Below are 15,031 nucleotides of genomic sequence, written 5' to 3'. Positions count from 1 at the left end.
TTTAACGAATAAGTTTACCCCGGTCTAATTGCCGGGGTTTTTTTATTATATTTTTTCATTTTCTTTTAATAACTACAGAAATTATATCACCCGAAGCGGTTACAATTTTAAAATATTACCTTCCTCACTTAAATTTAATTTAATCAGATATAATTCTTAAATTTTATAGCTATATTTTTACCATTAATTCTGTATAATTATCAATAATTTGGCAGTTCATCTACCGATATCACGTTAGATTTTATCAAAATTTTTTCCTACAGTGAATAGTGGAGCATTTGGGTTTAACAGGTAATTCCATATTTACTTACGTTTACGATTGTTTAGGGGGCATCATAAAAACTATATTTGTAATACAATTAGTAGGGGAAAAGCAGAAGAGAAGAATTTAATTCTATTTCACAGGAAAGGTTATATTTAAAATGAAAGCAATGGATCCCCGAAATAATTCTATAAGACAAATTTCAGCAATTTTGCTGGTATTTGTTTTTTTATTTTCCGCCGGAACTGTAACAGCATCAAATTCTGATAACAGGGCAGCCGGAGCCACAACACTTTCAGCTTTATTAACCTCTGAAGAATTATCTTCAGCTACTGATCTCTCAGTGGCATCAAATACACTGTTCAGTTTTTCAATTCCTAAAAATGATTACGTAAGGTTTTCAGTTTTCAGCACGAACGGAAATGAAATATCCGTTCTGATAAATGAAAATAAAAAAGCCGGTGAATTTTCTGCGGATCTTAACAAGGCAAAACTGACCAAAGGCATTTATTATTACCGCCTGGTTATTGGAAATTACAAAGAAATAAGAAGATTGAATATTATTAAATAATATTACAATAAAAAAATTTTCAACCCCTGTTTATTTTTTAATCAGGGGTTTTTTGTTTTAAATTTTTCACCCTGTTGTTGGTCTTGTGACCAACAACCATTCGCCACTGATTCTTAATAAATTTGGACACAATCCACTGAGTCCTCGAGAAGCGGAAGGCATTGGCAAAAGGGCGTGCAGTCAATTAAATCCTACGACGGTAAATAAACTAATGCGAAGATGAATTAAGATTTTAAATATTAAGTTAATCAATTATATTTAATAAATTTATACAAAATATATGATAATGAAATTTACTTTTACAATATTAATTGTTATTTCTATTATTTCAACAAAAACTATATTTACACAATGGTTGCCTGATGTTCGTTTAACTAATGACACAAATATTTCCCAAACTTCAATACATGCAAACTGTATTGCAAATAGTGGAAATTTTGTACATGTCGTCTGGGAAGATACGAGAGATGGAAATTCAGAGATATATTATAAGAGATCCATTGATGTTGGAACAAATTGGGAAGCAGATACCAGATTAACTAATGATCCGCAAAATTCTGCGTCACCTTCAATTGCGGTAAACGGTTCGCAAATATACATCGTGTGGGCTGAAAGGCGGAATAACAATGACGAAATATATTTCAAAAGTTCAACAAATGCCGGTTTGGACTGGGGAGTTGATACAAGATTAACCAATAGTGCTTATATTTCACAACAACCTTGTATTAAAGTATATAACACAAATATACATGTTTTGTGGATAGACAATAGGGACGGCAACAATGAAGTTTATTATAAAAGGTCCACAAATTCAGGACTAAATTGGGGAAATGATATAAGATTAACAAATAATTCAGCTTCTTCATACCAACAAAGTTTTACCGTAAATGCAACAACCCTACATGTTACATGGACTGATAACAGAGATGGTATTAATGGAGAAATATATTATAAAAAGTCAACTAACAATGGAACAACATGGGGATCTGATATCAGATTAACAAATCACACCAGCAGTTCTCAATATTCAACTGTTTCCCATTCGGGTCAATATATTTATGTAGCTTGGGATGACTATAGAAGTTCAAATTATGAAATATATTATAAAATTTCTTCAGATGACGGTGAAAGTTGGGGAACCGATACGAGACTTACAAATACAGTTGCGTCACGAAAACCTTTTATTGAGGTTTCAGGAAATGCGCTGCATATAGTTTTTTCAAAATCTACTTCTGGACATACTGATGTATGTTACAAGCGTTCTACGGACTCTGGTATAAATTGGGATCCAGATTTATTCCTGACTAATAATCTTTTAAGTTCTGATAACACTTCATTATCTGTATCAAATTCTACATTAAATATTCTGTGGACTGATTTACGACATGGCAATGGCGAAATTTATTACAAAAAGAATCCAACAGCTAACCCAATTGGAATTATACCAATATCAAATGAAATACCAGGTGATTTTGAATTAATGCAGAATTTTCCCAATCCTTTTAATCCTGTAACTAATATTAATTTTGATTTACCTAAAACTGATTTGGTAAAAATAATTGTCACAGATATAACCGGAAAAGAAGTTGAGGTTTTAGTTAATGAAGTACTTAACCCTGGAGTATATTCCATAAATTGGAATGCCGAAAGCCATGCAAGTGGTATATATTTTTACCGGATAATTACACCGGACTTTTCAGATATAAAGAAAATGATACTTCTAAAATAGAGAGTGTGAAACTGATTGTATTTCGGAATTTATTAAAAATAGTATTTATGATTTTACTTTTTCATACATTTTTACCATTACCTCTGCTATTTCTTTTAAATCAGCTTCTACCGTTACATTTTCTTCAATTTGTGAAACTGTACGAGTAATTGAGCAATCTGCCGTTAAAAGAAAAACCTTGCCAAATGGATGTTCAATTGCCGTGAAACGGATATCATCAATATAGCCAACCATTGAACCGTAATTATTACTTTCTTTAAACTTTAGTATTTCCAGATTTTTTTGTAGCGTTTTGTTTACCACTCTACCCCCACCTTATCGATCTCACTCATCAGCCGGCCCGTTTCAGTTAATGCAACAATTATCTTTTGGTAATGCAATATATCATCAAACTCTAATTTTCTGCCTTTGCGGTCTTTAAGCCACTTCTGTGCAGGCTGATAACCGCCTATGTAAAAATGCCATGCTGCTTCCGGTACATTTTCAAAATACTGCGAACTGTTAATATGTACTTTGCCTACCCCCGATTTTACCTCAATATATTTTGGCTTATCTACAACATTATCACCAGTGACCGGATATTTAGTTTTAAATTTATCTACCTCGGGACTCTCAAGCAAATGTATTTCCCTCAATTCCCCGCCCAACTTAACTAATTTCCAAAATGTTTTTTTATCTTTTGGATACGGAACTCTCGGGAAATCTATCTTTAAGAATTCTTTGTATTTTTCTCTGTATGCTGGTGAGTGCAGCACCGCGTATATGTAATCTAAAATATCAATCGGGGCAAAAGTCTCACCTTGCTTCAAGGTAGCCGATGTTTGCTTCTCGAGCCCCTCCTTTAGAGGGGTTGGGGAGGTCTTTTCATGCACAAATGTTAATCCCAATTTCTCTGCTATTTCCTTTACAATTTCCGGATTAAGATTTGGTGTTCTTTCTTTGGATACTAAAACATTTTGTTGAATGCTTGTTAGTGGATATAAGTATAATGGGGCGAAAAAAGTACCCGCACCTGAAAAAGCATCACCACTTGCAACATCAATAATATTCTTTGAAATAAATCCATGTTGAAAACCACCTCTACCTTTACACATTCTAGGGTAAATTAGACCAATATTTTCTTTGAGCATATTTGCAAACCTTTTATAGCCTGGTGTACCAACAAAACCTTTAGAAATACCAGAATAATAAATGTATCTTTTGTCAAATGGTCTGTACAAGTATTCTTTAATCAATGTATCATTAAAATTATCCTTAACATCTTTTTTAGCCCAATTTACTTTCCAATCTCTACTATCTTTATTTAAATTATATTTGATTCTTAAACCATTTTCGTCTAAATTAATAAAGTCTATTAATATATTTTTTAAGTCTCTGTAACTAAATTTAATATTTACACCATCTCTTTCAGTTTTACAACCTGGTCCTTTTAATAAAAATAAATCATCCAGACTAATATATGAATCATACATTTTACTTTCATCAAAATTTTTTGGAACAAAAAACATATTGGGGCTGGTATAATTTAGCTCAACCCAGTTTATATTCTTAATAGTATTTTTGTTTAGTTTTTTATACTTATCCTCTCTTTTGCCAAAAAATTCACTGTGGTAAACGGATCCTAAATTTATTTTTCTTTTTTTACCAGTTTTCACAAATATATTTATGCTAACTCCCTGCATTATATCAAATACATTTTGATCTATAGAACCATCGGGACTAACCTCTCTTTTTTTGCTATTACCATGTAAATCCAAAACATAAATCTTATCAAAACTTTTTAAAAGATGATTCCGCATTTGGCGGTGCGTTATACCATCAAGAAAACTATTATTTGAAATATAAGCTAAAATGCCACTTCCATTTTTATCAATAAAATACTGTCCATATCGAATGAACTTTATATAATCATCGTCTAGATTTATTTTTTGTTCATTTAAATCTATTTTGTACTCTGAAATTAGATTTTGGATCCATTTGCCCTTATTAGAACTACTTACAGCATAAGGAGGATTTCCAATTACACACATTACAGGCGTATCACGTTTTATGTAATTAGCCTCATTTGCTTCTGTACTTAACCAATTCGCAAATAGTGTTCCGGTTTCGGGGTGGCTTTCTTCTAAGCTGTTGGTAAGGTAAACTCTCAAGCGACCTCCCCCTGCCCCTCCAAAGGAGGGGTGTGTTGGCTTGTAGCCGGTTTCTTTAAGCAGCAGGTCAAGCTTTAAATGCGCCATTGCGTAACTTGCCATAAGTATTTCAAAACCGTTTAAGCGGGGCAGTAAGTTAGTTTCAACGTAGTCGCTCCAAATACCCTGCTGGCTTTTGAACTTTGCGTAAATTTGTTTAACTACTTCAGCTAAAAATGTACCCGTACCCGCTGCAGGGTCTAAAATCTGCACCCGGTGAACTTCTTCTTCAATAGTTCTGATATTTTCTTTATAGCGTTTATCTGTTGCCTGTAAATTTACTTTTATTTTAGTTTTGCTGTTATCTGCTAAACCTTGCGGCAGGTTAAATTCAGTTTTTAAAATATCATCAACAGCCCTTACAATAAAATTCACAACAGGTGCAGGCGTGTACCAAACGCCGCGGGCTTTGCGCAGTTTAGGGTCATACTCACTCAGGAAAGTTTCGTAAAAATGGATTATAGGGTCTTCTGTTTTGGTAGCCTTGCCGAAATTCGCAAGTATCTCTTCTACATTACATGCCAGGAAAATTTCTGTCAAGTCGTCAACTATCCATTTTATGCGGTCGTCAATATCGGGTCCCGCAATATACCCAAACAGCTTACGCAGAAATGGATTTGATTTCGGTATCAGTTCCGCCGCTTCCTGCCTGCTGAATGTTGGTAAAGTGGGGTCATGCAAACGTGCTGCAAACATTCCATAAGCAATGGTCTGGGCGTATACATCTGCAAAACCCTTTGCTGTTATATCGTGTATCAGGATCTGCTTAAAAGCGGTTAACTGGTCTTTTAATGTACTGTTCTGCTGAGTTTCTTCATCACCCGCCAATGCTTTTTCAATTATTAAGGCAAGCAGTTTAGCTTTATCAGCCATCATCATTGCAAGCTTTTTACTGCCTTTTATCGTTTGCCCTGTATATGAAGTAAAGCTTTTTATAAATACTGTAAATTCTGAAAAATTTTCAGGCAGGGGTTTTATACCTTTAGATGTTAACTCAGCAATAGCAATTTTAGTAATAAATTCGCCTTCACGGTATAAATGGAAATTTATGTAATCAGTAAAAATTATATTGCCCAATGAGGCTTTGTAGCGGTCGAACTGTTCTTTATTTCCGGTTTTTTTTGTGCCGTCAAGATCAGTATCGCCAATATCTTTTGCTTCTATGTAACCAATAGGTATTTCTTTTTTGGTAAGGATATAATCCGGTGCTCCGCATGCCTGTCTTTGCGGTTCATTAGTTGCATTTATCCCCGGTACAAGGCTTTCTATTAGCTGTTGAAGGTCACCTCTGAAAGTGTGTTCAGTTGCATTACCAAGCCTATACCTTTTATTAACGCTTTCAATATATTGCTCTATTGTCATTTAAGAAAAGGCTGAGTTAAATTAATTTATAAGATAATTCATGCATATTAATTGTCATATTCATATAAATCAATACATTAAAACTTCATATTTATATATATAAAATAACATCACCCCCTTGCATATGATAATATCATATATTATATTGTGATATATGCGTAAAGCATATAATCAATTATGACCCGGATATGATCAATTCTCTATTTTTGTTAATTCCCGCTAGCTTACATGAACTTTGTGTTGTGTCTCACTGTCTCATTTATACTGAAAAACGACCATTGGTGCGACTTCCTGCAATATTTAACGGGAATCACACAATATGCAGAGTTTTTAATATTTCACTTCAATTTATGAGACAAATTAGAATAATGCTGCCTGAAATTTACACGGATTTTCGGGTTTTCCAGACTACTCATCATAGTAATAATTCAAATTCACCTGCAAAATTGACATTTTGGATCGATTCGGCTTTGTCTCAAAATTCGATACAAAAGTATTATATGAATATTGAGAAATATGTGAGACACCTTTGTATCAATTTTCCAAATCCATATATATCAATGCTTTATAGCAATTATGTTATTTTCACAATTATACTGAACAAAATAACTCACCCGATTACGTTAGAAAATATCGGGCTACCGTTATACAGTGAATCGAGGATTATTTGGGTTTTAAGGGTAATTATGCATTTACATGCATTTACGATTGTTTTAGGGTTAGCCGGAGGGCTATATTTGTATCAGATAATTCGTAGGGAATACAATAGCAGAATAGATTTTTTGTTAATTAATAATCTATATCTGAAAGGACATCTATTAAGATGAATGCTATTGAAACCCGAAATACAAAGAGACTATTGATGATATGCTTATCATTGGCTCTTTTTTTTATGGCTTACTCTGAGGTTACTTATACCCAGAACAAAAAGGTCATGAACAAACCAAAAAACCTTAACACATGGACACCTTCATATTTACTCCCGATCCAGACTGATAATCCCGCTGCAGTTCAGCGCACTGATTTCACCATCACAATGCGTGACGGTGTAATTATTGACTGCTTAAAATACGTTCCGGTTGGCGTTACACCTCCGGCAGGCGGATGGAATACAGTGATAATGCACCACGGGTACGGCGATCACAAAGAAACTCTGGCAGATTTCTGCCGTGCACAGGCTGAATACGGCTATTATACTATGACCTTCAGCGTTCGCGGACAGGGCTTATCAGGAGGATTATCAAACCTCATCAGCACAATTGAAGCAGACGACTTGATCGAAATAGTTGAATGGGTAAAACGTGACTCAGTTAACGGTTCAAATCCTTCAAAAATTCTCATCATGGGCGGCTCACAGGGCGGCGCTGTTCCTATGATAGCTGCTATCAGAGGAATGCAGGTTGCAGCAATTATTAATTCAGTTGCTCCCCCTGATTTCGCTTCAAGCTGGATTGAGAACGGCTGCGCAAAAATGTCATTATTATGGACAATTGAATATACCCCTGATACTGCAAGATACAACGGTCAGGTTGACAGAATGTCAGACTGGATCTATGCAGATACAAAACCATATTGGGACAGCTTAAAATATTATATGCCTATCGGCAGGGATTTTGTTAACGGGTTGGGCAATATTACAACACCTGTACTCGTTGAAGCTGCATGGCAGGATAAATTCTTCAATGCTGATGGATGGATGCTCCACATTGATAAAATTACAAATGCTCCGTTAACTTCATATCTTGGCGCAGTTCGCGGCCACGGCAGCGATGTATCTTATACTGAAGATGTTTGGCATATGGATTGGTTCAACAATTTCTTCTTCCAGACTTTGTGGGGAATGCAGACCCCGATCTTTGACCAGGCTAAATACCAGTATGCATATACACATTTCCCGGTTGTTGAAAACCGCTATTTTTCATTCACACATGATAGCTCCACAACTTTATTAAGAAATGCTTCTGTTCCGATGAGGCTGTACCTGAATAAGAACGGTGTATTAAAAACCACAGTACAATCAGGCAGCAATTCAGTTACTTTAAGGAACAGGATTACAAACGGATACACACTTCAGCAGGCAGTTAATGATGAGTTTACAGGAGCGAATTTTGAAACTAAGTTCAAAAAAGATTCAGTTAAGTTCACTTCAACCGCTTTAACAGCTCCGCTTGAATGGACAGGGGCGCCTGTTGTAAGGCTTGATTATAAATCAGCAGCACAGACATTCTGCCAGTTCAATTACCAGATATATGAAGTGCTTCCAAGCGGCGAAAGAAGATTCATCAACCGCGCGAACTTTACAGACAGGAATTATACAAAAGGACAGAGAAGGCAGGTTACATTCCGCGGCCAGGCTCATTCACATAAATTCCAGGCAGGAAGCAAGATCCAGATCATTATTACAAATCTTGATAAAGCGCACACAGATGTTGAGTTCTTCGGTACAAATCCGTTCGTTCTGCCTACCATGAAAAACGGAGATCATACAGTTTATCTCAGCAGCAATTCATATGTTGAGCTTCCTATTATCACAAATGCAGGCCACAGGTTCGATCTGGCTTTCGAAGAGGATAATTCAGAAGGAAACAATAATCCTGTTTCATTCAGCCTTTCACAGAATTACCCGAACCCGTTCAACCCGAGCACTATGATACAGTACTCCATAGCTGACGCTCAGCGTGTTGAATTGAAAGTTTACGATCTGCTTGGTAGGGAAGTGCAGACGCTTGTAAACGAAATGCAAAACCCCGGTTCGTATAATGTAATGTTCAATGCTCAGAACCTTTCAAGCGGTGTGTATTTCTACAAGCTTACTGCAGGTTCATTCACCGATATAAGAAAAATGACACTTGTTAAATAGTTAAATGATTATTATAAATTAAACAAAATATGAAAATTATCAGAATGGATATCTTGATCTCAGGATATCCATATCTGATTAAATGATAAAATGAATAAAATATTTATAAAGAGGAGAGTTAAGAAATGTCACTATTAATATTGCCGGTAATTTTTGTATTCCTTTTGCTTCCGTTTGTAATATTAGGCTACCTTTTTTACAGCAACAAACAGATCAAAAAAGCGTAAATTTTTGCTTTACCCTGGTATGCAGTAACAAACTACTGCATATCCCAATTTAACCCCGTGTTTACACGGGGTTTAAATTGTATAAATCCCGTGGTCTTGGAACAAAATACCTTTATTATTAAATTATGATAATATTATATAAAGTAGGGAATAAAATGAGATCAGCTAAATTTACAATTTTGGCTTTACTTGCTGTTTTCCTGATTCAGGGAAGTTTACTTTCTCAGCAAAAGCGGGCAAGAGATAATTACGACTATTTAAAGCTCTTACCGAAATATTCAAATACAGATGCTGTTCCGGTAACAAGGGTAGATTTTACAGTTACTTTAAGTGATGGTACTATACTTGATGCTTTGAAATTCATACCGCAGGGAACTCCACCGGCAGGCGGCTGGCCAACAGTAGTTTTTGTGCACGGTTACGGAGATAACAAAGAAACCCTTGCAGGGTTTGCAAAAGCGCAGGCTGAATACGGGTATTATACTACTACTTTCAGCATGAGGGGTCAGGGTAATTCCACCGGTCTTTCTAATCTCATTTCAAGAACAGAAGCGCAGGATATGATACAGTTCATTAATTTTATTAAACAGGATACTCCAAACGGTATTAATCCTGATAATATTCTTGTTATGGGCGGTTCCCAGGGAGGGCTTGTTCCTTATATGGCCTGCACTATGGGCATGAATGTTAAAACTATAATTTCTGCATTGGCTCCGCCGAATTTTGCTACAAGCTGGATCGAAAACGGCTGTATCAAAATGACTTTGTTATGGACAGTGGAATATACTCCTGATACTGCAAGATACACTCCCCAGGTTGAAAGAATGAGCGACTGGATCTATTCATCGCAGAAACAGTATTGGGATAGCCTGGCGTTTTATCTTCCGCAGAACCGGGACTTTATGACAACAATCTCAAACAACCGCGTTCCTTTAATAATGGAAGGATCATGGCAGGATAAATTTTTCAATGCTTCGGGCATAATGAAGGCATCTGTTCTTAATACCAATTCAACATTCAGGCTTTACCTTGGAGCTGTGCAGGGGCATGGAGGCGATAACTCACCAACAGAAGATACTTGGCATATGCAGTTTTTCAATGATTGGTTCTTCTATTGGCTGTTTAATGTTAACGGCTCAAAAATGCCTGTTGCAAACTATGATTATGCTTCAACCATGTACCCCGCAAACGGCTTGTACTGGACATTTAAACATGACAGCTCAAAAACAGCTCTGCAGAACATAACAGCGCCGTACCGCCTTTATTTCAATACTAACGGAAGATTAACAACTTCTGCCGGTACTAATAATAATACCCGCGTTTCGATCCGTAACCAGGTTACAGGCGGTTTAACAATGGAAGAAGCTGTAAACGAAGAATTCACCGGAACAACATTCACATCAAAGTTCAAAAAGAACTCCGTAGCTTTTACAAGCACAGCATTAACTTCCGATAAAAAATGGCTTGGCATACCAAAAGTGAACCTGGATTATATTTCATCAGCTTCAACGTTTACGCAGTATAATTTCCAGGTGCTGGAAGTTCTGCCTAACGGCAAGGAAAAGCTGATCAACAGGATAAACTATACTGACAGAAATTATACTGCCAATTCACGCAGAACCGCAAACTTTGAGGGCCAGGCTCACTCACATATTTTTAAAACAGGCAACCGTATAAAAATAATTATCACAAATCTGGATACACATGCAGATGATCAGTGGTTTTTAGGAACTAATCCTTTTGTGCTGCCTGTGCTCAACAATGGTTATAATTATGTATATCTGAATAACAAATCATATATCGATCTTCCTCTGGTAAATGCTTCAGATGAGCTTTCAGTAAATGATAGAGGTAATGGATCACCGTTTGAATTTTCACTCAGCCAAAATTATCCAAATCCGTTTAATCCGGTGACAACTATAAGCTTCAGCTTACCGCTCAGCGGGATGGTTTCTCTCAAGATATTTGATGTTACAGGCAAAGAAATAAAAACTCTTTTAAATGAATTTAAAAATGCCGGCACAAATTCAATTACCTTTGATGCATCAGCATTTTCAAGCGGAGTTTATTTCTATAAGCTGGAATCAGGCAGTTACACTGATACAAAGAAAATGATACTTATCAAATAATCAAAATTATAAATAATTAATATAGAGCGGGTTTTAAACCCGCTCTTGATTTAAAATGGAAAAATTAACACAGGAACAGATATTGGATGCATTAAGCGCACTTCCCGGATGGAAATATGAAAATGGTTCAATTAAAAAAGTATTTAAAACTTCAAGCTATCCTGCCAGTATGGGATTTGTAACATCAGTTGGCGGGTTTTGCCAGAAACGAAATCATCATCCTGATTATATTTTAATGAAATTCACTGAAATTGAGGTTTCATTTTCTACTCATTCCGCCGGAGGAATAACCATAAAAGATATAGAAATTGCAAATGATCTCGAAAAAATACCTTTATAAACGCAATAATTAACAAAATGTTGAAAATTTTTCCACTTTTATTATTTTTATTTTTAATATAAGTTGCTTAAATTAGCTGAAATGGATAATTCAAGAATTGAAAACCTGAAGGCAATTCTTGCCTCAGACCCGCAGGATACATTTGCACGATACGCCTTAGGTCTCGAGTATATTTCATTAAATGATCTTGAGCAGGCTAAAAATATTTTTGAAGAGATATATGCTCTCGACCCGGCTTATGTAGCTACATATTACCAGCTTGGAAAAACATATGAACAGCTTGGCGATGAATCCGCCGCCAGGAAGATCTACGAAAAAGGAATATTCGTTGCCAGGTCTCAAAATGATGATCATACAAAAAGTGAGCTTGAACAGGCGCTGAATGATTTAATGTAAATATCTCTAAACACATCATATATATAAGTGAAAAACATATCCAAAAACTTTTCTTCTGACTATAGATAAATACCTCTACACATTCTCTAACTTAATTTTAAAAAGATGCTGAAAAAACTTGTATTTCTAACTGCGTTTATTATAGTATGTGGTAATATTTTTCCGCAAAATTCCGGAAGCGGGTGGAACATATACACTTCACTCAGGGAAGTTAAGGGTATTTCATTATCAGGTAATTCTGTTTGGGCAGCTTCTTCAGGCGGTTTATTCAGCTTTGATGCATCACTGCCATCTGATGTTAAAAAATATACTTCACTGGATGGTTTAGGGTCGAATGAACTAACCGCTGTTTCTACTGGAAGCAACGGAACCGTTTGGGCAGGAGCTTTTAACGGCGCGATAAGTGTGCTGAATACTTCTGACCAGTCATGGAGGCAAATAACGGATATTTTGAATTCCACTGAACCTTCAAAAAGAATAAATGCATTTTATGAATATAATAATCTTATGTTCTTTGCAACAGAGTTCTGTATTGTAAAATTCAATATTCCCCAGTTCCAGTTTGTTGATCAGCCTTATACGCGCTTCGGCACTCTGGCAGCCCCTACACCCGTTTATGATATAATGGTTGTGAATGATACTCTATGGGCAGCAACTAAAAACGGAATAGCTAATGCAAATATTAATAATAACCTTCCTATCGCATCAAACTGGAATTCATTTACAACCGGGAACTCAGTACTTCTTGATAACCAGTCAAACTGTCTTGCTTATTTTGACTCTAAAGTTTTCATTGGTACTGATAGCGGTATGGTGTATTTTCAAAATGGCACATTAAATTCTTACAATCCTTTGTATAATGGAGTGCCATTTAATGATCCGGTAGGTAAAATGGCAGTATCGGGCTCATCTTTATATTTTTCTGCTTACACAAATTATGAAGGATTTAAAGGTAACTTCAGAATATTTAAAGTAAGTTCAGGTAACCTTAATAATTTAGAGCTTGTTGAAAGCGGTACGGAAGTAAATTCATTAAAGGTAAATTCCGCAGGAGATTTATTAATTGGTACTGTTAAACAGGGTGTACGAATATTAAGAAATGGTGTTTATACTGATATATTTCCTAATGGACCTGCTTCAAATGTGTTTCAGGATGTTTCTATAGATATAAACGGTAATATATACGGAGTTTCCGGAGGATTGAACGCAGGTGTTTACCGGTATAATTTTAACAGCTGGAAAAATTTTACAACCGATGATTATCCCTGGATGCAGGCAAACGATTTCAGGCATGTTTATGCTTCTAAGTTTGGCAATACAGTATGGGCAGGAGGTTATGGTTCAGGTTTATTGAAAATCAGCGGAGATAGTGTATACCTTTATAATAATCAAAATTCGTGTCTTGTATCACTTGAAGGTAATTTTACACTTGTTGAAGGAATATGGGAAGATAATGGAGGGAATACCTGGTTAATAAACAGAGCCCCAAGCAATTCATTGCCAATTGTAAAATTTAATGAGAATAATCAATGTCTCTCATATCCAACTCCTTCCAATGCTTCGGTTACAACACTAATCAACATGGCTATTGATAATTTTAACACCAAATGGATGACATTACCCAATGATCTTCCAAACCAGCCAAGAGGTATAGTTTATTTCAATGAAGGCACAACACCTAATGGTACCCTGATAAATGCTTCTTTAATGGGGTCAGATGTCAGCTCCGTGAATCATGTAGTATCTGAAAAGAACGGTGAAGTGTGGATTGGAACAGATAACGGGATAGTAATTGTAAGAGAGCCTTCACAGGTAATAAATAATCCCGGTTCAATTCCATCAATGGAAAAAATGAGATTAATTGAAAACGGTATAAGCACACCTCTTACAGAGAATGTTCAGTTTATTGCAGTTGATGAACTTAATAATAAGTGGATAGGTACATTATCTAACGGTCTGCTTTATGTTTCGCCGGATGGCTCAACATTACTGGCAAGGTATAATACAGCCAATTCACCATTACCCGTTAACAGGATATTAAGTATTGCTGTATCGCCGGTAACCGGTGTTGCCTATTTCGGAACGGAAAAAGGATTGGTAGCACTAAATACTATTGCGGTTAAGCCGCTTGAAACCTGTGATAAAATAAAGTGCGGACCGAATCCGTTTTTAGTTCCATCCGATACCAAGTTAAAAATAGATGGGCTTGTTTCTGAATCTACCGTCAAGATAATGACAATCAGCGGTACTCTTGTTGCAGAGTTTGAAACTCCGGGCGGCAGAATTGCTGAATGGGATGGAAGAGACTTGAACGGAAATTTTGTTTCCAGCGGTATATACCTGATTGCGGGTTATAATAAAGATGCAAGCCAGGTATGCACCGGTAAAGTTGCGGTTGTGAGAAAGTAAAAATTATCTGAGTGAAATTTTTTAAATAGGGTAATCAAACAGGTTACCCTATTTCTTTTTCTTATTAACATTACTTTGAAAAAATTAAATTTCTACATATTTACATCAATTCTTCTGATTTTTATTTACAGTAATTTTTTAAAGGTGTATTATGTCCCGGATGATACATATATCTATCTCCAATACGCGAAAAATATTGCTGCTGGAAACGGGTTTTCCTTTAATCCCGGAGAAGAGAGTTATGGTGTAACCAGTCCTTTATGGGTTTTGTTATTAAGCTTGCCAACAATGATTGGGATAAATGCCTTTTGGTTTTCTAAATTCGCTGATTTGTTCTGTGCTCTTTGCGCGATTTTTATTTTTTACAGGCTTGCTTCTTTGATCTTCAAAGATGAAATATTGCCTGTTGCAGCTATGACAATTTTTACCCTTAATGCCTGGTTCATAAGATGGTCTTTTACAGGGATGGAAACAAGTTTTGCTGTATTGATAGTAGTACTCATTTTCTATTTGTATTACCGCGGAAATTTTTCTTTAATGTTTTTTATATTAGGACT

The 15,031-nt window shown here is 35.8% G+C and carries 10 protein-coding genes; 7 read left to right on the top strand and 3 right to left on the bottom strand.

The genetic code is table 11. The annotated features are described in order from the left end of the window. Positions 1 to 422 precede the first annotated feature (422 nt). Entirely contained in the window at positions 423 to 833 is a 411-nt protein-coding gene (locus J0M37_01195) for a T9SS type A sorting domain-containing protein (protein ID MBN8583681.1), read from the top strand. Between the two features lie 280 nt (positions 834 to 1,113). Next, positions 1,114 to 2,562: a T9SS type A sorting domain-containing protein gene (locus J0M37_01190; GenBank protein MBN8583680.1), complete on the top strand. Its 1,449-nt coding sequence runs from the start codon at positions 1,114 to 1,116 to the stop codon at positions 2,560 to 2,562. 45 nt (positions 2,563 to 2,607) lie between these two features. Here J0M37_01190 and J0M37_01185 read toward each other — a convergent pair whose 3' ends face one another. Next, positions 2,608 to 2,865, bottom strand: coding sequence for a hypothetical protein (locus J0M37_01185; protein ID MBN8583679.1), 258 nt, complete (start codon positions 2,863 to 2,865; stop codon positions 2,608 to 2,610). Then, entirely contained in the window at positions 2,859 to 6,113 is a 3,255-nt protein-coding gene (locus tag J0M37_01180; GenBank protein MBN8583678.1) for a DNA methyltransferase, read from the bottom strand. The genes J0M37_01185 and J0M37_01180 overlap by 7 nt, the downstream gene beginning before the upstream one ends. 934 nt (positions 6,114 to 7,047) lie before the next feature. Between J0M37_01180 and J0M37_01175 the strand changes: the two genes are divergently transcribed. The 5 genes from J0M37_01175 to J0M37_01155 all read left to right on the top strand — a co-directional run bounded on the left by J0M37_01175 (position 7,048) and on the right by J0M37_01155 (position 14,474). Next, positions 7,048 to 8,973: a T9SS type A sorting domain-containing protein gene (locus J0M37_01175; protein MBN8583677.1), complete on the top strand. Its 1,926-nt coding sequence runs from the start codon at positions 7,048 to 7,050 to the stop codon at positions 8,971 to 8,973. Positions 8,974 to 9,355: 382 nt separating this feature from the next. Beyond that, positions 9,356 to 11,329, top strand: coding sequence for a T9SS type A sorting domain-containing protein (locus J0M37_01170; GenBank protein MBN8583676.1), 1,974 nt, complete (start codon positions 9,356 to 9,358; stop codon positions 11,327 to 11,329). Between the two features lie 55 nt (positions 11,330 to 11,384). Further along, positions 11,385 to 11,669: a 4a-hydroxytetrahydrobiopterin dehydratase gene (locus J0M37_01165; protein ID MBN8583675.1), complete on the top strand. Its 285-nt coding sequence runs from the start codon at positions 11,385 to 11,387 to the stop codon at positions 11,667 to 11,669. Positions 11,670 to 11,750: 81 nt separating this feature from the next. Next, a complete protein-coding gene (locus J0M37_01160) occupies positions 11,751 to 12,065 on the top strand; it encodes a tetratricopeptide repeat protein (GenBank protein MBN8583674.1) in 315 nt (104 codons plus the stop codon). Between the two features lie 105 nt (positions 12,066 to 12,170). Further along, positions 12,171 to 14,474: a hypothetical protein gene (locus J0M37_01155; GenBank protein MBN8583673.1), complete on the top strand. Its 2,304-nt coding sequence runs from the start codon at positions 12,171 to 12,173 to the stop codon at positions 14,472 to 14,474. Positions 14,475 to 14,836: 362 nt separating this feature from the next. Here the strand turns inward: J0M37_01155 and J0M37_01150 are convergent, their stop codons facing one another. After that, positions 14,837 to 14,977: a hypothetical protein gene (locus tag J0M37_01150; GenBank protein ID MBN8583672.1), complete on the bottom strand. Its 141-nt coding sequence runs from the start codon at positions 14,975 to 14,977 to the stop codon at positions 14,837 to 14,839. Between the last annotated feature and the right edge of the window lie 54 nt (positions 14,978 to 15,031).

It is taken from the genome of Ignavibacteria bacterium, assembly GCA_017303675.1.
Classification (GTDB): domain Bacteria; phylum Bacteroidota; class Ignavibacteria; order Tepidaquicellales; family OLB5; genus OLB5.
The sequence above is the reverse complement of the archived record's forward strand: the minus strand, read 5'-3'. Positions and strand labels throughout refer to the sequence as shown.